Source organism: Gordonia heveisoli (assembly GCF_030315745.1).
GTDB lineage: Bacteria > Actinomycetota > Actinomycetes > Mycobacteriales > Mycobacteriaceae > Gordonia.
Genome location: NZ_JASXSH010000007.1, coordinates 29,390 through 48,426, shown reverse-complemented (window position 1 = coordinate 48,426; position 19,037 = coordinate 29,390). Strand labels below are relative to the sequence as shown.

At 66.3% G+C, this 19,037-nt stretch carries 20 protein-coding genes; 9 read left to right on the top strand and 11 right to left on the bottom strand.

The window, feature by feature from the left end; all coding sequences use genetic code 11:
• The first annotated feature begins 70 nt into the window (after positions 1-70).
• Both dtd and fdhD read left to right on the top strand, forming a co-directional pair.
• Complete coding sequence (gene dtd, locus QSJ18_RS08080; RefSeq protein WP_286325843.1) at positions 71-568, top strand: D-aminoacyl-tRNA deacylase; 498 nt, start codon at positions 71-73, stop codon at positions 566-568.
• A 42-nt stretch (positions 569-610) separates the two neighbouring features.
• On the top strand, positions 611-1,462 hold the full coding sequence (gene fdhD, locus QSJ18_RS08075; protein WP_286325842.1) for a formate dehydrogenase accessory sulfurtransferase FdhD: 852 nt from the start codon (positions 611-613) through the stop codon (positions 1,460-1,462).
• Position 1,463: 1 nt separating this feature from the next.
• On the opposite strand, the gene map is transcribed toward fdhD, so the two are convergent.
• From map to QSJ18_RS08025, 10 genes are all read right to left on the bottom strand, one after another.
• Positions 1,464-2,258: a type I methionyl aminopeptidase gene (gene map, locus QSJ18_RS08070; RefSeq protein WP_286325841.1), complete on the bottom strand. Its 795-nt coding sequence runs from the start codon at positions 2,256-2,258 to the stop codon at positions 1,464-1,466.
• A gap of 27 nt (positions 2,259-2,285) precedes the next feature.
• A complete protein-coding gene (locus QSJ18_RS08065) occupies positions 2,286-2,840 on the bottom strand; it encodes an adenylate kinase (protein WP_286325840.1) in 555 nt (184 codons plus the stop codon).
• Complete coding sequence (gene secY, locus QSJ18_RS08060; RefSeq protein ID WP_286325839.1) at positions 2,837-4,168, bottom strand: preprotein translocase subunit SecY; 1,332 nt, start codon at positions 4,166-4,168, stop codon at positions 2,837-2,839. The genes QSJ18_RS08065 and secY overlap by 4 nt, the downstream gene beginning before the upstream one ends.
• 185 nt (positions 4,169-4,353) lie before the next feature.
• Positions 4,354-4,794, bottom strand: a complete 441-nt coding sequence (gene rplO / locus QSJ18_RS08055; RefSeq protein WP_286325838.1) for a 50S ribosomal protein L15 — start codon at positions 4,792-4,794, stop codon at positions 4,354-4,356.
• The gene (gene rpmD, locus QSJ18_RS08050) at positions 4,794-4,976 is read right to left on the bottom strand and encodes a 50S ribosomal protein L30 (protein WP_286325837.1); all 183 of its coding nucleotides are present in this window, start codon (positions 4,974-4,976) and stop codon (positions 4,794-4,796) included. Before rpmD ends, rplO begins: the two co-directional genes overlap by 1 nt.
• A gap of 5 nt (positions 4,977-4,981) precedes the next feature.
• Complete coding sequence (gene rpsE / locus QSJ18_RS08045; protein WP_286325836.1) at positions 4,982-5,626, bottom strand: 30S ribosomal protein S5; 645 nt, start codon at positions 5,624-5,626, stop codon at positions 4,982-4,984.
• Positions 5,627-5,672: 46 nt separating this feature from the next.
• Complete coding sequence (rplR, locus tag QSJ18_RS08040) at positions 5,673-6,077, bottom strand: 50S ribosomal protein L18 (protein ID WP_286325835.1); 405 nt, start codon at positions 6,075-6,077, stop codon at positions 5,673-5,675.
• Positions 6,078-6,080: 3 nt separating this feature from the next.
• Complete coding sequence (gene rplF, locus QSJ18_RS08035; RefSeq protein ID WP_286325834.1) at positions 6,081-6,617, bottom strand: 50S ribosomal protein L6; 537 nt, start codon at positions 6,615-6,617, stop codon at positions 6,081-6,083.
• Positions 6,618-6,631: 14 nt separating this feature from the next.
• Positions 6,632-7,030, bottom strand: a complete 399-nt coding sequence (rpsH, locus tag QSJ18_RS08030) for a 30S ribosomal protein S8 (protein WP_286325833.1) — start codon at positions 7,028-7,030, stop codon at positions 6,632-6,634.
• A gap of 311 nt (positions 7,031-7,341) precedes the next feature.
• Positions 7,342-8,007: a hypothetical protein gene (locus QSJ18_RS08025; RefSeq protein WP_286325832.1), complete on the bottom strand. Its 666-nt coding sequence runs from the start codon at positions 8,005-8,007 to the stop codon at positions 7,342-7,344.
• A gap of 190 nt (positions 8,008-8,197) precedes the next feature.
• Between QSJ18_RS08025 and QSJ18_RS08020 the strand changes: the two genes are divergently transcribed.
• The 4 genes from QSJ18_RS08020 to QSJ18_RS08005 all read left to right on the top strand — a co-directional run bounded on the left by QSJ18_RS08020 (position 8,198) and on the right by QSJ18_RS08005 (position 11,717).
• The gene (locus QSJ18_RS08020) at positions 8,198-9,358 is read left to right on the top strand and encodes an SPFH domain-containing protein (protein WP_286325831.1); all 1,161 of its coding nucleotides are present in this window, start codon (positions 8,198-8,200) and stop codon (positions 9,356-9,358) included.
• A 187-nt stretch (positions 9,359-9,545) separates the two neighbouring features.
• The gene (locus tag QSJ18_RS08015) at positions 9,546-10,703 is read left to right on the top strand and encodes a TFIIB-type zinc ribbon-containing protein (protein WP_286325830.1); all 1,158 of its coding nucleotides are present in this window, start codon (positions 9,546-9,548) and stop codon (positions 10,701-10,703) included.
• On the top strand, positions 10,700-11,281 hold the full coding sequence (locus tag QSJ18_RS08010) for a hypothetical protein (protein WP_286325828.1): 582 nt from the start codon (positions 10,700-10,702) through the stop codon (positions 11,279-11,281). The genes QSJ18_RS08015 and QSJ18_RS08010 overlap by 4 nt, the downstream gene beginning before the upstream one ends.
• Before the next feature lie 106 nt (positions 11,282-11,387).
• A complete protein-coding gene (locus tag QSJ18_RS08005) occupies positions 11,388-11,717 on the top strand; it encodes a cupin domain-containing protein (RefSeq protein ID WP_286325826.1) in 330 nt (109 codons plus the stop codon).
• On the opposite strand, the gene QSJ18_RS08000 is transcribed toward QSJ18_RS08005, so the two are convergent.
• Positions 11,698-12,801, bottom strand: coding sequence for a tellurite resistance/C4-dicarboxylate transporter family protein (locus tag QSJ18_RS08000; RefSeq protein WP_286325824.1), 1,104 nt, complete (start codon positions 12,799-12,801; stop codon positions 11,698-11,700). The two genes, QSJ18_RS08005 and QSJ18_RS08000, sit on opposite strands and share 20 nt — an antisense overlap.
• 146 nt (positions 12,802-12,947) lie before the next feature.
• Between QSJ18_RS08000 and QSJ18_RS07995 the strand changes: the two genes are divergently transcribed.
• From QSJ18_RS07995 to narJ, 3 genes are read left to right on the top strand one after another with little or no spacing between them, the layout of a single operon-like run.
• Entirely contained in the window at positions 12,948-16,706 is a 3,759-nt protein-coding gene (locus QSJ18_RS07995) for a nitrate reductase subunit alpha (RefSeq protein ID WP_286325823.1), read from the top strand.
• Entirely contained in the window at positions 16,706-18,370 is a 1,665-nt protein-coding gene (gene narH, locus QSJ18_RS07990) for a nitrate reductase subunit beta (protein WP_286325822.1), read from the top strand. Before QSJ18_RS07995 ends, narH begins: the two co-directional genes overlap by 1 nt.
• Entirely contained in the window at positions 18,367-19,035 is a 669-nt protein-coding gene (gene narJ, locus QSJ18_RS07985) for a nitrate reductase molybdenum cofactor assembly chaperone (RefSeq protein WP_462476023.1), read from the top strand. Before narH ends, narJ begins: the two co-directional genes overlap by 4 nt.
• Positions 19,036-19,037: the final 2 nt, after the last annotated feature.

The following is a 19,037-nucleotide window of genomic DNA, read 5'->3' as shown; positions in this document are numbered from 1 at the left end:
TAACCGCCCCACCCCAGCGCTCCTCAACCCCACTGCTCCTCGACCCCCGACCGGCTGGCATCGTGGAGGAATGCGTGCCGTCGTCCAGCGAGTCACTGCCGGTCACGTCGTCGTCGACGACGAGGTCATCGCCCGACTCGACGTGTCCCACAGCCGGTTCGGACTCGTCGTCCTCGTCGGGGTGACCCACACCGACACCCCCGACGACGCGGCCAAGCTGGCCGACAAGATCTGGCGACTGCGGATCTTCGACGGCACCGACAGCGCGGATAACGGCAGCGCGGATAAAGGCAGCACGGATAACGGCAGCCGGGCCGAGCGCGCGGCCGCCGACATCGACGCGCCGATCCTGGTGATCAGCCAGTTCACGCTGTACGCCAACACCGCGAAAGGTCGTCGGCCGTCCTGGAACGCCGCGGCTCCCGGATCGATCGCCGAACCGCTGGTCGACGCCGTCGTCGGCGCCCTGCGCTCGGCCGGGGCGACGGTCGAGACCGGCCGCTTCGGTGCGGACATGAAAGTCCACCTGGTCAACGACGGACCGGTGACCATCCTGCTGGAGAGCTGACCGGGCCGAGTAACGCCGGTTAGTGGCCGCTACAGTTGGGCTGTGGGCCGCATCACCACACGACGACGCGTCGTCCGCATCCAGCGCGGTGCGGACCGTCATCGGCGCGCCGACGTCCTCGCCGTCGAGGAACCACTGGAGATCAGGGTCGGCGGGCAACGCCTGGCGGTCACCATGCGCACCCCCGGCAACGACTTCGAGCTCGTCGCCGGATTCCTTGTCGCCGAAGGCATCATCTCCGCCCGCGACCAGTTACTCGCCTCCCGCTACTGTGCGGGTGCAACCACCACCAGCGACACCCTCATCGCCGGGGCCAACACCTACAACGTCGTCGACACCACCCTCGCCGCCGGGGTGCCGGCGCCCGAGCCCAGGCGCAACTACACCATGACCAGCGCCTGCGGCGTGTGCGGCAAGGCCAGCATCGACGACGTCGTGGTCGCCTCGGACTTCGACATCGCCGACGATTCGGTACAGATCGATTCGGCGACGCTGCTGAGGCTGCCGGACGCGTTGCGGACCGGACAGGCCGTCTTCGACAAGACCGGCGGGTTGCATGCCGCGGCCCTCTTCGACGCCGACGGCGACATGCTGGTCCTGCGTGAGGATGTCGGCCGACACAATGCTGTCGACAAGGTCATCGGATGGGCACTGCTCAACGGCCGACTACCGCTTCGCGGACATATTCTGCAGGTGTCCGGGCGGGCCAGTTTCGAACTGGTGCAGAAGGCCACGATGGCAGGCGTTCCGCTGCTGTCCGCGGTCTCGGCACCGTCGTCACTCGCCGTCGAACTGGCCGAGGACCGTGGGATGACCCTCGCCGGCTTCGTTCGCGGGGATTCGATGGTGGTCTACACCCGCGATGACCGGATCGCCGACGACGATCCCGCCTGAATCAGGCCGGGCGAGCGGTCAGAATGCGCGGACCGTCGGCGGTGACCGCCACGGTGTGTTCCCAGTGCGCCGATCGCGAACCGTCGTCGGTGACGACGGTCCAGCCGTCGTCGAGTTCGGTCGTCTGGGTGGTGCCGAGGGTGAGCATCGGTTCGATCGCCAGCGTCGAACCGACCACGAGCAGCGGGCCGTGCCCAGGAGCGCCCTCATTCGAGAGGAACGGTTCCATATGCATCTCCCGACCGATGCCGTGGCCGCCGTAGCCGTCCACGATCCCGAACGGACGGCCGAACTCCTTCTCCGCGGCCCGTGTCCCGAGTTCGATCGCGTGCGAGATGTCGGTCAGTCGCGCACCGTCGATCATCGCGGCGATCCCCGCCTCCATGGACAACCGGGTCGCCTCGGACAACTCGGTGTCGGCCTGACTCAACGTCCCGACACCGAAGGTCCACGCCGAATCGCCGTGCCATCCGTCCAGGATCGCGCCGCAGTCGATGGATACCAGGTCACCTTCGGTGAGGACCACATCGGCGGACGGGATGCCATGCACCACAACGTCGTTGACCGAGCTACAGATCGACCCCGGAAACCCGTGATAGCCCTTGAACGACGGCACCGCACCGGCGGCGCGGATCACCGACTCGGCGACCTCGTCGAGGTCGGCGGTGCTGGCACCCACCACCGCCGCCTCGCGACAGGCGATGAGTGCCGCGCCGACCACCGCTCCCGCCGCGGCCATGGCATCGAGCTCTCCGGCGCTACGGAACGGAACCTTCTTACGACGACGGAACCCCATACCGGACAACAGCTTTGATCTCTGTGATCAGGCCACGCCGGCGCCGAGGGCGCTCAGCACGCGCTGATGTACGTCCTGGATGTCGCCGACCGCGCCGATCGTCTTGACCTGATCGCCGTAGTACTCCAGCAGCGGGGCGGTCTCGTTGGCGTACACCGACATCCGGTTGCGGATGACCTCTTCGGTGTCGTCGGCGCGACCACGGGCGAGCATCCGCTCGACCACGACGTCGGCGTCGACCTCGAAGGACAGCACGGCGTCGAGCGAACCGCCCAGCGCGGCCAGGATCTCGGCGAGAGCGTCGGCCTGCTCGGTCGACCGCGGGAAGCCGTCGAGGATGAATCCCTTCGCGGCATCCGGCTCGCCGACGCGGGCACGGACCATGTCGACGGTGATCTCGGACGGCACCAGGTTGCCGGCATCGAGATACTTCTTGGCCTCGATGCCGATTGCGGTTCCCTGAGAGATGTTCGCACGGAACAGGTCACCGGTGGAGATGTGGGGGATGCCGAGCGCTTCGCTCAGCAGTTCCGCCTGCGTACCCTTGCCTGCGCCGGGAGGACCGAGAATCACGAGTCTCACTTCAGGAACCCTTCGTACTTACGCTGCATCAGCTGACTGTTGACTTGCTTCATCGTGTCCAGACCCACGCCGACCATGATCAGCACGGCCGTACCCCCGAATGGCAGGTTCTGGGCTCCCCCACTGTTCCCGATGTCCAGGAACAAGTTCGGTAGTACGGCGATGATACCGAGATAGATCGAGCCGGGAAGCGTGATGCGGCTCAGTACATAACCGAGGTAGTCGGCGGTCGGTGCGCCCGGGCGGATGCCCGGGATGAACCCGCCGTACTTCTTCATGTCGTCGGCGCGCTCCTCCGGGTTGAAGGTCACCGCGACGTAGAAGTAGGTGAAGAAGATGATCATCAGGAAGTAGACCGCGATATACACCGGATTACTCGGGTCGGTCAGATACTTCGTGGCATAGGTCTGCCAGGTCGCCAGCTCTTCGCCCGGACCGGGTTTGGTGAGTTCGACGATCAGCTGCGGCAGATACAGCAGCGACGACGCGAAGATCACCGGGATGACGCCGGCCTGGTTGACCTTGAGCGGCAGATAGGTCGACGATCCGCCGTACATCTTGCGCCCGACCATGCGCTTGGCATACTGCACCGGGATTCGGCGCTGGCCCTGCTCGATGAACACGACACCGGCGATGATGATCAGTGCGGCGATGAGGACCAGGACGAACACCAGGGTGCCGCGACTGGTCAGGATGGTGCGGCCCTCGGCCGGGATACGCGCGGCGATACCGGCGAAGATGAGCAGCGACATGCCGTTACCGATGCCGCGTTCGGTGATCAACTCACCGAACCACATCACCAGGCAGGCACCCGCGGTCATGACGAGCACGATGATGATCTGACCCAGGATGTTGTCACTGGAGATGACGTCGCCGCTGGTCGAACATGTGCTCGGAAGTAGTTTGCCCCCGCTGGCGAGTGCCACGATGCCGGTCGACTGCAGCAACGCGAGCGCCACGGTCAGGTAGCGCGTGTACTGCGTCATCTTGGCCTGCCCGGACTGGCCTTCCTTGCGCAACTGCTCGAAGCGCGGGATGACCACGGTCAACAGCTGCACGATGATGCTCGCCGTGATGTAGGGCATGATGCCGATCGCGAACACCGACAGCTGCAGCAGTGCGCCGCCGGAGAACAGGTTGATCAGCGAATAGACGGTGTTGCTGTCGCCGCGCGAGATCTCGTCAAGACACGTCCGCACGGCCTTGTAGTCGACGCCGGGAGACGGGACCGTGGCACCAAGGCGGTAGAGGACGATGATGCCGATGACGAAGAGGATCTTCTTCCTCAGATCGGGCGTCCGGAAGGCCGCGATGAGGGGGGAAAGCACTAACTCCTCCTAGGAACGACCACGCGAGGTGCCGTCCGAGTTGTTTCGAACCCGGTCCCCCGTGTGTCGGCAATCGACGTTGATCGGATGCGACAGGACAACGCTTGAAACTCTAACAGTGCCCGACTAACCCACCACTCGGGTGGCAGCTCGACCGGCTGCCACCCGAGGGTGGGAAAGGTATGTCAGAGCTCGGTGACGCTGCCACCGGCAGCGGCGATCTTCTCCTTGGCCGACGCGGTGAACTTGTTGGCGGTGACGTTGACCGCCACCGACAGCTCACCGTCGCCGAGCACCTTGACCAGCTCGTTCTTGCGAACGGCGCCGGCGGCGACGAGCTCGTCGACGCCGATGGTGCCGCCCTGCGGGAACAGCTTGGCGATGTCACCGACGTTGACGACCTGGTACTCGACCCGGTTGCGGTTGGTGAAGCCCTTGAGCTTCGGCAGCCGCATGTGGATCGGCATCTGGCCGCCCTCGAAGCGTGCGGGGACGTTCTTGCGCGCCTTGGTGCCCTTGGTGCCGCGGCCTGCGGTCTTACCCTTGGAGCCCTCACCGCGACCCACGCGGGTCTTCTCGGTCTTCGCGCCCGGAGCGGGGCGAAGGTGATGGAGCTTGATGGTCATTACTTAACCTCTTCGACTGTCACGAGGTGCCGCACCACATTGATGAGGCCGCGGTTGACCGCGTTGTCCTCGCGGGTGACCGACTTGCGAATACCCTTCAGGCCGAGGGTCCGCAGGCTGTCACGCTGGTTCTGCTTGGTACCGACGGTGCCCTTGACCTGGGTGATCTTCAGTTCTGCCATGGTCGTTACGCTCCTTGACCCGCGCGCGCCCGCAGCATACCGGCGGGAGCGACATCCTCGATCGGCAGACCACGACGTGCGGCGACCTCTTCGGGACGCTGCAGCATCTTCAGCGCGGCCACCGTGGCGTGCACCACGTTGATCGCGTTGTCGCTGCCGAGGCTCTTGGCGAGGACGTCGTGGACGCCCGCGCATTCCAGCACGGCACGCACCGCGCCACCGGCGATGACACCGGTACCGGGGCTGGCCGGACGCAGCATCACGACGCCTGCCGCAGCCTCACCCTGAACCGGGTGGGTCACGGTGCCGCCGATCAGCGGGACGCGGAAGAAGTTCTTGCGAGCCTCTTCGACACCCTTCTGAATGGCCGCCGGAACTTCCTTGGCCTTGCCGTATCCGACGCCGACCATGCCCTGGCCGTCACCGACGACCACGAGGGCGGTGAAGGAGAACCGACGTCCACCCTTGACCACCTTCGACACGCGGTTGATGGTGACCACGCGCTCGAGCTGGTTGCGATCCTGGTCGCGGTCGCGGCCGCCACGATCGCGACGGTCGCCGCGTCCTCCGCGACGGTCGCCGCTGTTGTTGGCGTTGCTGTTGTCGTTACCGGCGGGTCCGTTTCCGCCGTCACGCTGACGTCCGGGCATCAGAGGTTCCCTCCGGTCATATGGGTGTAAATCGTGTTGGTGCTCATCAGAAGGCCAGGCCTCCCTCGCGGGCGGCATCGGCCAGCGCGGCGATACGGCCGTGGTAGTCCTTGCCACCACGGTCGAACACGACGGCCTCGACACCGGCTGCCTTGGCGCGGGCGGCGATCAGCTCGCCGACCTTGCGCGCCTGCGCGGACTTGTCGCCACCTGCGGCGCGCACGTCGGCCTCGATCGTCGACGCGGCGGCCAGCGTCTTGCCGGCCAGGTCGTCGATCAGCTGCACGTGGATGTGCCGGCTGCTGCGCTTGACGGCCAGACGGGGACGCTCGGGCGTGCCGCTGACCTTCTTGCGCAGACGGAAGTGACGGTTACCGGTCGCGGTGCGGCGACGCGTGGAGACGTCCTTGCCGACCGGCTTGCGCACGTTCTTGGTTGCTGTATCACTCATGGCTTACTTACCCGTCTTTCCGACCTTGCGACGGATCTGCTCACCCTCGTAGCGAATGCCCTTGCCCTTGTAGGGGTCCGGACGACGCAGGCGGCGGATGTTCGCCGAGATCTGGCCGACTTGCTGCTTGTCGATACCCGAGACCGAGAACTTGGTCGGGGACTCCACGGCGAAGGTGATGCCTTCGGGAGCCTCGATCGGCACGGGATGGCTGTAGCCGAGGGCGAACTCGAGGTCCTTACCCTTGGCCTGCACGCGGTAGCCGACACCGTAGATTTCCATCTTGGTGGTGTAGCCCTGCGTGACACCGATGACCAGGTTGTTGATAAGCGAGCGGCTCAGGCCGTGCAGTGCACGGCTACGACGCTCGTCGTTGGGCCGGGTCACGACCAAGGAGTTGTCCTCCGTGGCAACCGTGATCGGCTCCGACACGGTGAGCGAGAGCTCACCCTTGGGGCCCTTGACCCGCACGTCCTGGCCATCGACGGAGACGTCGACACCAGCGGGGATCTCGATGGGGTTCTTACCGATACGCGACATTGTCTACCCCTTCCTCACCAGACGTAGGCGAGGACTTCGCCGCCCACGCCCTGGTTGGCTGCCTGACGATCGGTGAGCAGACCGGACGACGTGGAGATGATGGCCACGCCGAGGCCGCCCAGGACCTTGGGCAGGTTGGTGGACTTCGCGTACACCCGCAGACCCGGCTTGGAGACGCGTCGCAGACCAGCGATGCTGCGCTCCCGGCTCGGGCCGTACTTCAGGGAGACGACGAGATTCTTGCCGACCTCGGCGTCTTCGACGCGGAAGTCGGTGATGTAACCCTCGCGCTTGAGGATCTCGGCGATGTTCACCTTGATCTTCGACGACGGCAGGGTCACCTCGTCGTGGTACGCCGAGTTGGCGTTACGCAGACGTGTCAAGAAGTCTGCGATCGGATCAGTCATGGTCATGGTTGACCGTCAACCTTTCTCGTAGCGGTTCCCATACAGCGCAAACGTGAGGAAAATTCACCTCTGACCTGCGGTGGGCCTTCCACGAAGTGGATGGTTTTCATAAGGTTCTCGCCGCCGATGCCCTTGGTTTTTCACCGGCACCGACGACTATTCAGTTATGGATGCGACGGCTCCGGCCATGGCCAAGGAGCACAGGCAACCGCTCTAGTGTAGAGAATTCGCTGGCCAGACCCAAATCCGTGCGGTCGGCGGGCAACCGCGCCCGGCGGCCAGGCCTGAGCTTCTCTTCCGTCGCGATCGCGCTGGAGTCAGGTCAGCTTCACATCGAAGCGCGAGGTCGGCACCACGTCGAGGTCGCGGTCGGCACCGAATCGCGCGACGCTGGCCAGCATCCGACTGATCCGAGACTCCAATTCGAGCGGATCACCGCCGCTGCCGTAGAAGGCGTGCACATCGCCGATGGCGGCCATCGGGAACAGTTCCTCGACGATCGCGTCCACTGTCGGGGTGTCGGGGGTGAGCGCACGCTCGACGATGTTCTGGTGGTAGCCGAAGGTCGCCTGGGTCTCGATGGCCACCCGCGTGTGATCCTCTAACCAGATGCGTAGCCATTCGGTGCGCGGGAGATCGGCCGGCCTGCGCAAGAAGGCCAGGTTGGCGAGTGCGTCGACCCGGGTCCCGTCGGCGGGAAGCGCCGGGTCGAGCGGCGCGCGGGTCGTGACCTCCCAGGCGGCCACGCGTTCGGCGCGGGCGGCCAGCACTGCCACCGCGGCGTCGGGCCGGGACGTCCAGACGCTGACCACCGCTTCGATCGGTGGATCGAGTTCGCTGATCCGCAGCCCGCCCGCGACGGTGGCGTCGGAGATGTTGAGCTGCACGCGGCGCGCACCCGCGTCACGCAGCGCGACGACGACGGCCGGATCGGACAATGATGCGGTGGCGCCCCAGGTGGCGACCATGATCTTCGAGTCCATGATCCACCGAACCTAATCCACGTGTCTCGCGCGCGTCGCTCATCGTGCGATGAGGGTGAAACGTTGGCGACGGCGGAACCGCGCCCGCCCGTCGGTCGTTGGTGTGACGAGGTTGATGCGCCGGTCGTCGGGCCCGCATACGCTCACCATGCAGAGGCAGTGACCGAATCGAGGACAGGACCGCGCAACCATGGGTGTGATCTCCAAACTCAAGGGCGAACTCGTCGACATCATCGAATGGTTCGATGATTCCCGCACAACCCTGGCCTGGCGGTTCCCGCGCTATCAGAACGAGATCAAGAACGGCGCCCAGCTCATCGTCCGCGAGGGTCAGCGTGCGGTCTTCGTCTATCGCGGGCAGATCGCCGATCAGTTCGGCCCCGGCAACTATCAGCTGACCACCGAGGCGCTGCCGATCATGTCGACGCTGCAGGGCTGGAAGCACGGCTTCAACAGCCCGTTCCGCAGCGAGGTCTACTTCATCAACACCCGACCGGTCACCGAACTGCGCTGGGGCACACCCAATCCGATCACGATCCGCGACCCTGATTTCAAACTCGTGCACGTGCGCGCCAACGGCATGTGCGTGGTCCGTGTCGCCGATCCGGAGATCTTCCTGCGTCAGATCATCGGCACCGACAGCACCGTGCAGGTCGACGAGATCGCCGAACTGTTGCGCCGCATCATCTCCCAGGCCTTCGCCGACATGGTCATCGAGACCAAGGTCGGTGTGCTGGATCTGCAGGGACGGGTCGGCGAACTGTCGGCCCGGCTGCGCGACTTCGTCGCCGACCGGGTCGACGACGAGTACGGCCTGGCCATCGACGACATCCTGCTCAACGTGTCGCTACCCGACGAGATCACCGCCGCCATCACCCGCGGCGTCGCGCGCGGTGTCGAGGAGCAGGGGTTCCTCAACCAGGTCGACGATATGCAGCGCTACCAACAGGGCAAGCTCGGCGAGGCGATGGTCGCCGGCGCCGCCAACCCCGGCGGCAGCAGCGTCGGGGACTTCCTCGGTGCGGGTATGGGGATGGCATTCGGCCAGCAGATGGGCGGCATGGTCGCGGGCGCACCGCAATCGGCGCAACCGCAGCAGCAGGCCCCGGCGCCGGCCGCGGCTCCCCCGCCGCTGCCGGGCGCGGTGACCTACCACGTCGACCAGAACGGTCAGGCGGGCGGACCGTTCACCGTCGCGCAGTTGCAGTCCTTCGTCGCCGCGGGCACCCTGACCCCGGCGACATTGGTCTGGTCCGCGGGTATGGCCGAATGGTCTGCCGCCGGGCAGGTGCCCGCCCTGACCGGCCTGTTCAGCTCGCCGCCGCCGCTGCCGCCCCGGCCCGGCGCCTGACCGACGTGAGCCGGCCGTCGCGATGAACACACCACACCTCCCGCCGCCCCTTCCAGATCCGGCACGGCCGGGTCCGGCACAGCCTGGTCCGCCGCCGCCTGGTCCGCCACCGCTGGGGCCGCAATCCCAGGATCAGTCGCCCCCGGGTTCGGCCCGCCCGCCGCATGTGGTGCCGCCCCGTGCCGCGGTGCCGTCACCACCGGATCCAGCCGATCCCGACCAGCGCCCCGGGCAGTATCACGTCACCGAGAAGACCCGCACCTTTCCGTGCGCGAACTGCGGAGACGGCCTGGAGTTCGACCCGGTGTCGGGAGCCCTGCGGTGCCCCAGCTGCAACAGTTCCCGGCCCATCGAACGCGATCCCCGCCGACAGGTCGGCGAGCACGACCTGCGCGATCCCCGCGTCGCCGCACTCGCCACCCCGCGCGGACTGCTGTCCCGCGACGATCCCGCGGCAGCCGACGAACACGAGGTCATCTGTCAGAATTGCGGCGGGCGCACGGTGTTCACCGGCACGCTCACCGCGACCCGCTGCCCGTACTGCGCGAGTTCCATCCAGCGCGACGATGTCCACCAGGCACCCGAGACCATCCCGGTGGACGGGGTGGTGCCCTTCGGGGTGGGCGACGATCAGGCCCGGGCCAATATCGAGGCCTGGATCAACTCGCGCTGGTTCGCGCCGTCGGAGTTCAAGAAGTATCGCCAGTTCGGCTCCTTCTCCAGCGTGTACTTCTCCTTCTTCGCCTACAGCGCGACCGCATACACCGACTATCACGGGCAGCGTGGCGACAACTACACCGTCACCGTCGGTTCCGGCGACAACCAGCACACCGAAACCCGCATTCGCTGGCGTTCGGCCAGCGGGCGCGTCGTCGACGACTTCCGCGATGTCCCCGCATTGGTGAACACCGGCGTCGACCCCGAACGCGTCGAACAGCTCAAGCCGTGGCCGATCGACCGGGCGCAGCCGTTCACCGGTGAATATCTCGCCGGACACCTCGCGCGCACCTACGACGTCGGACCCGAGGACGGTTTCGGCATCGCGCGTCGCGAGGAGATCGACCCGACGATCGAACACACGATCCGGCGTGACATCGGCGGCGATCACCAGCGGATCGCGTCCTCGACGTCGAGCTTCGACCCGCTGCGGTTCCGCTACCTGTTGATGCCCATCTGGTTGTTGACTGTCGTCTACGGCGGCAAGCCGTTCCAGGTGTACATCAACGGGGTCACCGGTGAGGTGCAGGGCGACCGCCCCTACAGCGCGGTCAAGATCGCCGCGGCCGTCATCACCGTCCTCACTCTCATCGCCCTCGTCGTCGTCGCGTATCGGATGTCGCAATGAAGATCCTGATCCTGCCCCTGCTCGTCGTCCTCCTGGCGCTGGTGATCGCTGTCGTCGTGTTCGGGGTGAAGCTGTTGCGGTCCTCACGTCAGCAGGCCCGGCAGGCGCGCGAGTTCGCTCCCGGGCAGGCGGCCGACGCCCCGTACGGATGGGGCCTCGGCCACACCCCCGAGGAACGGTTGTTCCGCCGTATCCGGGACACGACGGCCGCGCTGTCCGCAGCACCCGCCGCCGACGCCTATTTCATCGACGCGCGCGTACGCATCGAACTCGCCGCGCATGAGGTCTGCGGCCGGCTGCCGGGATTGTCGGCGCTGGGTCCGAATCGGCCCGCTGATCTGCTGACCCCGGTGCAAGCCTGGGCCGGGGAGCTGGACGCCGTTGTCGGGCAATTGCTGACCGGCACACCGGTTTCCGCGATCGACGTCGGCGGCCTGATCGCGCGTACACCCCTACGCACCCCGACTCCCCTGGTCTCACCACCCCTGCGCACACCGCCGAACACAGCTCTCGACCACGGCCCGGCGACGCCCGCCCCGGCAGCGCCCCGCACCGACCTCGAGGCCGAAACCGAGTAACCCGGGGCCGAGGCCGACGCTCCGCACCCGAGCCGCCGGTGGCGAGTGCGTCTGCCGGGCACCGAAATCCCCGGCGCACCCCGGCCCGCGGTGCGAAGCTGTAGGCATGGACACCACCCGCCTGCCCGACCTGGTCGACGCCCTGATCAACGACGCCCGTACCGCACACAGTGGACGAGCCGCACGCACGCTGCACGGCAGTTCCGCCCGGCATCTGCGCCAGACGGTGATCGCGCTGACCGACGGCACATCCCTGTCCGAGCACGACAGCCCACCCGAGGCGACGCTGCAGGTGCTCCGCGGTCACGTCACGATCACCGCAGGCTCCGATACCTGGGAGGGGGTCGCCGGCGATCTGGTCACCATCCCCGACGCCCGGCACGGGCTCACCGCGTTGTCGGATTCGGCCGTCCTGCTCACCGTTCTCGCCCACTGACGCGAACCCACCCGGCCCGATCCCTCCCCGCACGAAATCGCCGACGCGCGTCCGCACACCACCGCACCCACCAGCCCAGCATCCCGACGAACACCAGCATCCAGACCGCGAACGCGGCCCACGACTCCCACATGCCAACCGTTTCCAGCCACCGCGTGCCGCGGATGTGTCCCAGCTGACGACTGGCTTCGCCGTACATGCCGATCGGGAAGACCATCGACCACAGCGGCGTCCGGAATCGCCGGTTGTCCGCGTCGGCCGCATGCCAGATCATCAGGGCGACGAGCAGCGGCAGCAACCAGGTGGCGAACGACCACATCGCCATGCACACGCTGCCCACCACGTCGGGGTCGAGTAACCGCTGCTGGTCGCCGAGGCCGAGTACTTCCGCACCGGCCAGCACCGAGATCGCGCTCGAGCCCATGAAGACCCAGTAGGGCGCCACCTCGTCGGTGCGACGCAGCGGCACGGTCAGCAGCCGCGCCGCCACCAGCGCGCCGACGATGACCAGCTGCAACAGGCCGACGCACCAGCACAGTGCGGCCAGGACCGCCGCCGCATGCAGCTCCGCGGATTGCGCGACCGCCGCCGAGGACACCGCCACCGACTGGGTGGCGACCACCCAGAGGAACCAGGTGCCGTCGACGCGCGCCAGTCCCGACACTCGCGACGCCGACTCGGTCCCGTCGCCGACAGCCATCATCGCGATGACGATGACCCCATAGCCGAGCACCACCCACGACACCACCGCGATGACCGCGAAAATTGTCGCCGCCCACTCCACTTCCAGTGCCGCGCAGTGCGCCCCGAGCACTCCGGCGGCCGCGGTGAGAGCGAGGGCGGTGAACCCGGCGGCCCGCAGCTCGGTCAGCACGGCGCGACGTCCGATCATCCACCACAGGTTCCCGATCGCCAGCACGGCGAAGCCGAAGAGCGCCAGCCAAAACAGGATCAGCGATAGCCGGCTCGCACCGGTGTCGTCGAGCGCCGTCGAGACGATCCCGGTCGCCATCACGAAGGTGAACTGGACCGGGCGGGCATGAGGTATCCACCGGACGGAGCGATTCTCGACGACCACCGCCATCGCGTCATCGTAGGCCGCTGCGGCCGATCTCGAGCGAGGTACGCCTCGCCGGATCACCGCGCCGCACCCCGGGTCACCATGAGTCGTTGGGCCCGCGTTGGCCGATTGGCCACACGAATGCGCATACGTACTCGTATGGTGATCCCATGGCCCGCTCCGCTGAGGTTCAGGGTAGTGCTGCCACCGCCCTGCTGAATATCGGCCGGTTCTTCTCCCGATGGGATGAGAGCGAGGACGGCCGTGCGGTTTTCCGCGCCGGAGGCCGCGCCGGCGATGTGTTCTATCGCGACCGTTGGAGCCACGACAAGATCGTCCGCTCCACGCATGGCGTGAACTGCACCGGATCCTGTTCGTGGAAGGTCTATGTCAAAGACGGGATTATCACCTGGGAGACCCAGGAGACCGACTATCCCTCGGTCGGTCCGGACCGTCCCGAATATGAGCCGCGCGGATGCCCACGCGGCGCGGCGTTTTCGTGGTACACCTACTCCCCGACCCGGGTCCGCCACCCCTACGCCCGCGGAGTCCTGGTCGAGATGTACCGGGAAGCCAAAGCACGCCTGGGTGATCCGGTTCTCGCCTGGGCCGACGTCGTAGACGACCCGATCCGTCGCCGCGCCTATCAGCAGGCGCGCGGCAAGGGCGGCTTGATCCGGGTGAGCTGGGACGAGGCGATCGAGATGGCCGCCGCCGCCCACGTACACACGATCAAGACCCACGGCCCCGATCGTTGTGCAGGGTTCTCCCCGATCCCGGCGATGTCGATGGTGTCCCATTGTGTAGGTACACGCTTCATCCAGCTCATCGGCGGCGTCATGACGTCGTTCTACGACTGGTACGCCGACCTCCCGGTGGCCAGTCCGCAGATCTTCGGCGACCAGACCGATGTCCCGGAATCCGGCGACTGGTGGGATGCCGGCTACCTGATGATGTGGGGATCCAATGTCCCGGTGACCCGCACGCCGGACGCACACTGGATGGCCGAGGTGCGCTACCGCGGAACCAAGGTCGTCACGGTCAGCCCCGACTACGCCGACAACACCAAATTCGCCGACGAGTGGATGCCCGCGCAGGCGGGCACCGATGCCGCTCTCGCCATGGCGATGGGTCACGTGATCCTGTCCGAGTTCCACGTGCACCGCCGCACACCGTTTTTCGACGACTATGTGCGCACCTACTCCGACCTGCCCTTCCTCATCCGGCTCGACGAGCACACTGTGGACGGCGAAACCGGCTTCGTACCGGGCAAATTCCTGACCGCCGAAGATCTGGGCGCAGACCAGGCCGATCCCGCCGATCCCGACGCCGATCAGGCCGCGTGGAAGACGGTCCTCCTCGACGAATCGACCGGGGAGCCGGTGATCCCGAACGGCTCCATCGGATTTCGCTATGCGGACTCCGGTGAGGGCCGCTGGAATCTCGATCTCCACGGCGTCCGGCCGGCACTGACCCTGCTCGATGAGACGATCCCGGGCCGCCCCGATCCGCAGCTGCTGTTCCTGCCCAACTTCGACGCCCCGGACGGTAGCGGCACGGTCCTTCGACGCGGAGTACCGACCCGTCGCATCGGCGGGCATCTGGTGACCACGGTATTCGACCTGATGTCAGCGCAATACGGCGTCGCCCGCGACGGACTGCCCGGCGACTGGCCGACCGGATATGACGATCCCACCGCGCCGGGCACCCCAGCCTGGCAGGCCGAGATCACCGGGGTGCCCGCCGAGCAGGCCATCCGCATCGCCCGCGAATTCGCCACCAACGCCGAGGAGTCCGGCGGCCGCTCGATGATCATCATGGGTGCCGGTATCTGCCAGTGGTTCCACGGTGACACCACCTACCGGGCCATCCTGTCGCTGCTGCTGCTCACCGGGTCGATGGGCCGCAACGGCGGCGGGTGGGCCCACTATGTGGGACAGGAGAAATGCCGTCCGATCACCGGTTGGATATCGCTGGCCAACGCCCTCGACTGGTCGCGGCCGCCACGCACCACCCCGGGTACGTCCTACTGGTACATGCATACCGACCAGTGGCGTAACGACGGCTACTCGACGAGTTCGCTGTCGTCACCGCTGTCGCGCGGCAACCTCGACCATCGGCACACCGCCGACGCCATCGCCCAGTCCGCGCGGCTGGGATGGATGCCGTTCTATCCGCAGTTCTCGGCCAACCCGCTCGACGTCGCCGACGCGGCCGCCTCCGCCGTCGACGACGGCCGGGCCGCCGACGTCGCCGGCTACATCGCCGATCAACTCACCTCCGGGGGCTTGACCCCGGCCATCTCCGATATCGACGCACCGGAGAACTGGCCGCGCACGCTGGTGTTGTGGCGTTCGAATCTGCTCGGGTCCTCCGCCAAGGGCAACGAGTACTTTCTGCGCCACCTGCTGGGCACCCATCACAATGTGCTCGGCAGCGAGAATCCGCAGACGCCCCATCCCCGGGATGTGGTGTGGCACGACGAAGCTCCCGAGGGAAAGCTGGACCTGCTGCTGTCCGCCGATTTCCGGATGACGTCGACGACGCTGTTGTCCGACATCGTGCTGCCCGCCGCGACCTGGTACGAGAAACACGATCTGTCCTCCACGGATATGCACCCCTTCGTCCATGCGTTCTCCCCCGCCATCGATCCACCGTGGGAGGCCAAAACCGATTTCGCACTGTTTCATCTACTCGCACAGGAGTTCTCCCGCCAGGCGAAGACCCATCTGGGAACGCGGAAGGATCTTGTCAGCGTCCCGATGCAGCACGACACCCCGGGTGAGACCGCACAGCCGCATGGCCGGGTGAACGACTGGGCCGACGGCCATCCGGGAGTTCCCGGACAGAACATGCCGACCTTCACCCTGGTCGAACGCGACTACACCGCCATCGCCGACAAATTGGCCTCGGTCGGACCGCTGGCCGACCGACTCGGCTTCACCGTGAAGAATGTCACCTACGATCTGACCGACCAGATCACCAAGCTGGCCGAGAGCAACGGCGTGATGATGAGTGCCCCGGATCGGGGGGCCGGTGTGGTCGACGGCCGGCCTGCGATCGACACCGATGCCAAACTGGCCGAGGCGATCCTGACGTTCTCCGGCACCACCAACGGTGAGCTCGCGGTGCAGGGTTTCCAGAAGCTGCAGCAGCGGGTCGGATTCGAACTCGAAGACCTGGCTGCGGGTTCGGAGGAGAAGCGGATCCGGTTCGCCGATACGCAGAAGCAGCCGGTCCCGGTGATCACCTCTCCGGAATGGTCGGGATCGGAGACCGGGGGGCGCCGCTACGCCCCATTCACGGTGAATATCGAGCGGCTCAAACCATTTCACACCCTGACCGGCCGGATGCATTTCTATCTCGATCACGACTGGATGATCGACATCGGCGAATCCCTGCCGATCTACCGCCCGCCACTGGACATGAATCGTCTCTTCGGTGAACCGCGGCTCGGCCCCGACGGCGCCCAGCAGATCACCCTCAGATACCTGACGCCGCATTCGAAGTGGTCGATCCACTCGGAGTATCAGGACAACCTGTTCATGCTGTCGCTGTCACGGGGCGGTCCGACCGCCTGGCTCAGTCCGGAGGACGCGTCCGCCATCGATGTCGCCGACAACGACTGGATCGAATGCGTCAACGCCAATGGCGTGGTGGTGTGCCGGGCCATCGTCAGTCACCGCATGCCGGCCGGGGTGGTCTATGTCCATCACGCTTCCGAACGCACCATCGACGTTCCCAAGTCGGAGGCGACCGGGCGCCGCGGCGGCATTCACAATTCAGCTACCCGACTCTTGGTCAAACCGTCACATCTGATCGGCGGCTACGCCCAATTGTCCTACGCCTTCAACTATCTCGGCCCCACCGGCAATCAGCGCGACAACGTCGCGACGATCCGCAAGCGCAGCCAGGAGGTGACCTACTGATGCGGGTGATGGCACAGGTCGGCATGGTGATGAACCTCGACAAATGCATCGGTTGCCACACCTGTTCGGTGACCTGTAAGCAGGCCTGGACCAACCGGGCGGGCACCGAATACGTGTGGTTCAACAATGTGGAGACCCGACCGGGACAGGGCTATCCCCGTCGCTACGAGGATCAGGAACGGTGGCGCGGCGGCTGGCATCTCAACAAACGCGGCAAGCTCCGGCTGCGTACCGGTGGTCGGCTGCAGAAGCTGTTGACGATCTTCCACAGCCCGGTGCAACCCACCATCGACGACTACTACGAACCGTGGACCTACGACTATCAGACCCTCGTCGACGCCCCACTCGGCGACGACTTCCCCGTCGCCCGGCCCAAGTCGCTGCTCACCGGTGAGGACACCAAGGTCAGCTGGTCGGCCAACTGGGACGACAATCTGGGTGGCGCACCACAATACGGCGATCTCGACCCGATCGTGGCGAAGGTGCGGGCGGAGGCGGCCGAGAAGATCAAGTTCAGCTTCGAACAGACCTTCATGTTCTATCTGCCCCGGATCTGCGAACACTGCCTGAATCCATCCTGTATGGCCTCCTGTCCATCTGGTGCGATCTACAAGCGCAGCGAGGACGGCATCGTCCTCGTCGACCAAGACCGCTGCCGGGGCTGGCGTCAGTGCATCACCGGATGTCCGTACAAGAAGATCTATTTCAACCACAAGTCGGGTAAGGCCGAGAAGTGCACCCTCTGTTATCCGCGCATCGAGGTCGGACAGCCCACAGTCTGTTCGGAGACCTGCGTGGGCCGGCTGCGGTACCTCGGCATCTTCCTCTACGACGCCGATGCGGTCACCGACGCGGCGTCGACCCCCGACGAGAAGCAGCTGTACCAAGCACAATTGGACCTCCTGCTCGACCCGAACGATCCGCAGGTGATCGCCGCCGCTCGCGCCGACGGCATCCCCGACGACTGGCTGGATGCGGCGCGCCGGTCACCGATCTACGCACTGGCCAAGCAGTTCCGGGTAGCTCTCCCGCTACATCCCGAATATCGGACGATGCCGATGGTCTGGTACGTCCCGCCGCTGTCGCCGATCGTCGACCTGCTCAGCGAACAGGGTCACGACGCGGAGAATCACAGAAACCTGTTCGGAGCCATCGAGGCGCTGCGCATCCCGATCGAGTATCTGGCCGAACTGTTCACCGCCGGTGACACCGAGATCGTCGACGGGGTGCTGCGCAAGCTGGCCGCCATGCGTTCCTACATGCGCGACATCACGCTGGGGCGTGAACCGGATCCCGCAATCCCGGCATCGGTCGGGATGAGCGAGGAACAGATCTATCAGATGTACCGACTCATGGCGATCGCGAAATATGAAGAGCGCTACGTTATCCCGACCGCCCATCTGGAGCAGGCACACAACCTCGAGGAGACGGCCTGCTCCCTTGACTTCGACGGCGGGCCGGGCATGTTCGACTCGGCCGGTTTCGGCGAGGCGAGCGGCCGCCCGGCGCCGGTGTCGGTGGAGACCTTCCACGCGTTGCGGCAGCGGCAGACCTCGGATATCGCGGCCGGACCGGACAGCCTGGCCGGCCGCACCAATCTGCTCAACTGGGACGGCAACGGCGTACCCGCCGGCATGTTCCCCGACCGCGACGGACGACGATGAGGATGCGGAGCGGATTCGGGCGAAAGACCGGAACCCGCAACGATTTCCGGGTGACCTCGATGGCCGCGTCGTGGTGTCTGAGCTACCCCGCCGACGAGGTACTCGCTCGTCTACCGCTGATCCGAGACGCATTGGCCGAGCAATCCGGCCACCGAGCGGCACAACTGCTCGCGCCAGTGGTCGACGGCCTCCTCGGCACCGACCCGGAGCGACTGCGTCACGAATACGTCGACGTCTTCGACCTGTCCCGCAAACACACGCTGTACCTGACCTACTGGTCAGACGGCGACACCCGCCGGCGCGGCGCCGCCCTCGGCGAGTTCAAGACGCTCTACCGCGACAGCGGCTTCCTGGTCGACCTGCACGGCGAACTACCCGACCATCTACCCATCGTGCTGGAGTACTGCGCGGCCGTCCCCGATCAGGGTCGCGCACTGCTGGAAAAGCACCGTCCGGCACTCGAACTGATCCGGCTTTCCCTTCTCGAACGAGGAAGTCGATACGCCGGTGTGCTTGCCGCCGTCTGTGCGATGCTCCCCGGCGAGTCACCCGCCGACGCCGCATCGGCGATGGCGATGCGGACCACCATCCCCACCGAAGCCGTCGGACTCGAACCCTTCGATCCGCGACTACTGCCCTTACATCCGACCGGTGAGCGGAGGTGAGC

What these genes read in the sequence shown, in the direction of transcription:
- QSJ18_RS07995 (WP_286325823.1), top strand. Translation starts at nt 12,948, where the DNA reads ATGGCCCGCTCCGCTGAGGTTCAGGGTAGTGCTGCCACCGCCCTGCTG.
- rplR (WP_286325835.1), bottom strand. Translation starts at nt 6,077, where the DNA reads ATGAGTGATACAGCAACCAAGAACGTGCGCAAGCCGGTCGGCAAGGAC.
- narJ (WP_462476023.1), top strand. Translation starts at nt 18,367, where the DNA reads ATGAGGATGCGGAGCGGATTCGGGCGAAAGACCGGAACCCGCAACGAT.
- dtd (WP_286325843.1), top strand. Translation starts at nt 71, where the DNA reads ATGCGTGCCGTCGTCCAGCGAGTCACTGCCGGTCACGTCGTCGTCGAC.
- QSJ18_RS08010 (WP_286325828.1), top strand. Translation starts at nt 10,700, where the DNA reads ATGAAGATCCTGATCCTGCCCCTGCTCGTCGTCCTCCTGGCGCTGGTG.
- rpmD (WP_286325837.1), bottom strand. Translation starts at nt 4,976, where the DNA reads ATGGCAGAACTGAAGATCACCCAGGTCAAGGGCACCGTCGGTACCAAG.
- QSJ18_RS08020 (WP_286325831.1), top strand. Translation starts at nt 8,198, where the DNA reads ATGGGTGTGATCTCCAAACTCAAGGGCGAACTCGTCGACATCATCGAA.
- rpsH (WP_286325833.1), bottom strand. Translation starts at nt 7,030, where the DNA reads ATGACCATGACTGATCCGATCGCAGACTTCTTGACACGTCTGCGTAAC.
- QSJ18_RS08025 (WP_286325832.1), bottom strand. Translation starts at nt 8,007, where the DNA reads ATGGACTCGAAGATCATGGTCGCCACCTGGGGCGCCACCGCATCATTG.
- rplF (WP_286325834.1), bottom strand. Translation starts at nt 6,617, where the DNA reads ATGTCGCGTATCGGTAAGAACCCCATCGAGATCCCCGCTGGTGTCGAC.
- map (WP_286325841.1), bottom strand. Translation starts at nt 2,258, where the DNA reads ATGGGGTTCCGTCGTCGTAAGAAGGTTCCGTTCCGTAGCGCCGGAGAG.
- rpsE (WP_286325836.1), bottom strand. Translation starts at nt 5,626, where the DNA reads ATGCCCGGACGTCAGCGTGACGGCGGAAACGGACCCGCCGGTAACGAC.
- QSJ18_RS08005 (WP_286325826.1), top strand. Translation starts at nt 11,388, where the DNA reads ATGGACACCACCCGCCTGCCCGACCTGGTCGACGCCCTGATCAACGAC.
- rplO (WP_286325838.1), bottom strand. Translation starts at nt 4,794, where the DNA reads ATGACCATCAAGCTCCATCACCTTCGCCCCGCTCCGGGCGCGAAGACC.
- QSJ18_RS08000 (WP_286325824.1), bottom strand. Translation starts at nt 12,801, where the DNA reads ATGGCGGTGGTCGTCGAGAATCGCTCCGTCCGGTGGATACCTCATGCC.
- narH (WP_286325822.1), top strand. Translation starts at nt 16,706, where the DNA reads ATGCGGGTGATGGCACAGGTCGGCATGGTGATGAACCTCGACAAATGC.